Below are 247 nucleotides of genomic sequence, written 5' to 3' on the forward strand. Positions count from 1 at the left end.
CGCCACCTATAATGGCCGGGCCGAATTCATCCAGCTGCGCGGCATGCGAATGGAGGACATCCTCAGCAACCCCACGCTGAAGGGCAAGGAGGTCGTCGGATCGCTCAAGAGCCTGAAGCCGGGCGGAGAGCAGGTCGCGATCGGCTCGCGCCTGGCGGAATCGCTGGGGGCCACGGTGGGCAGCGAGATATCGATCCTCAATCCTGCCGGGGCGGCGACGCCCTTCGGCACGATGCCCCGCATCGTG

General features: G+C 66.8%; 1 protein-coding gene. It reads left to right on the plus strand.

The genetic code is table 11. From position 1 onward, the window contains the following. Window positions 1–247 (plus strand): hypothetical protein (locus NLU14_RS22650; protein ID WP_275710849.1); only part of this gene is annotated, 247 nt, incomplete at both ends.

This window comes from Marinobacter iranensis, from assembly GCF_029207565.1.
GTDB classification, from domain to species: domain Bacteria; phylum Pseudomonadota; class Gammaproteobacteria; order Pseudomonadales; family Oleiphilaceae; genus Marinobacter; species Marinobacter iranensis.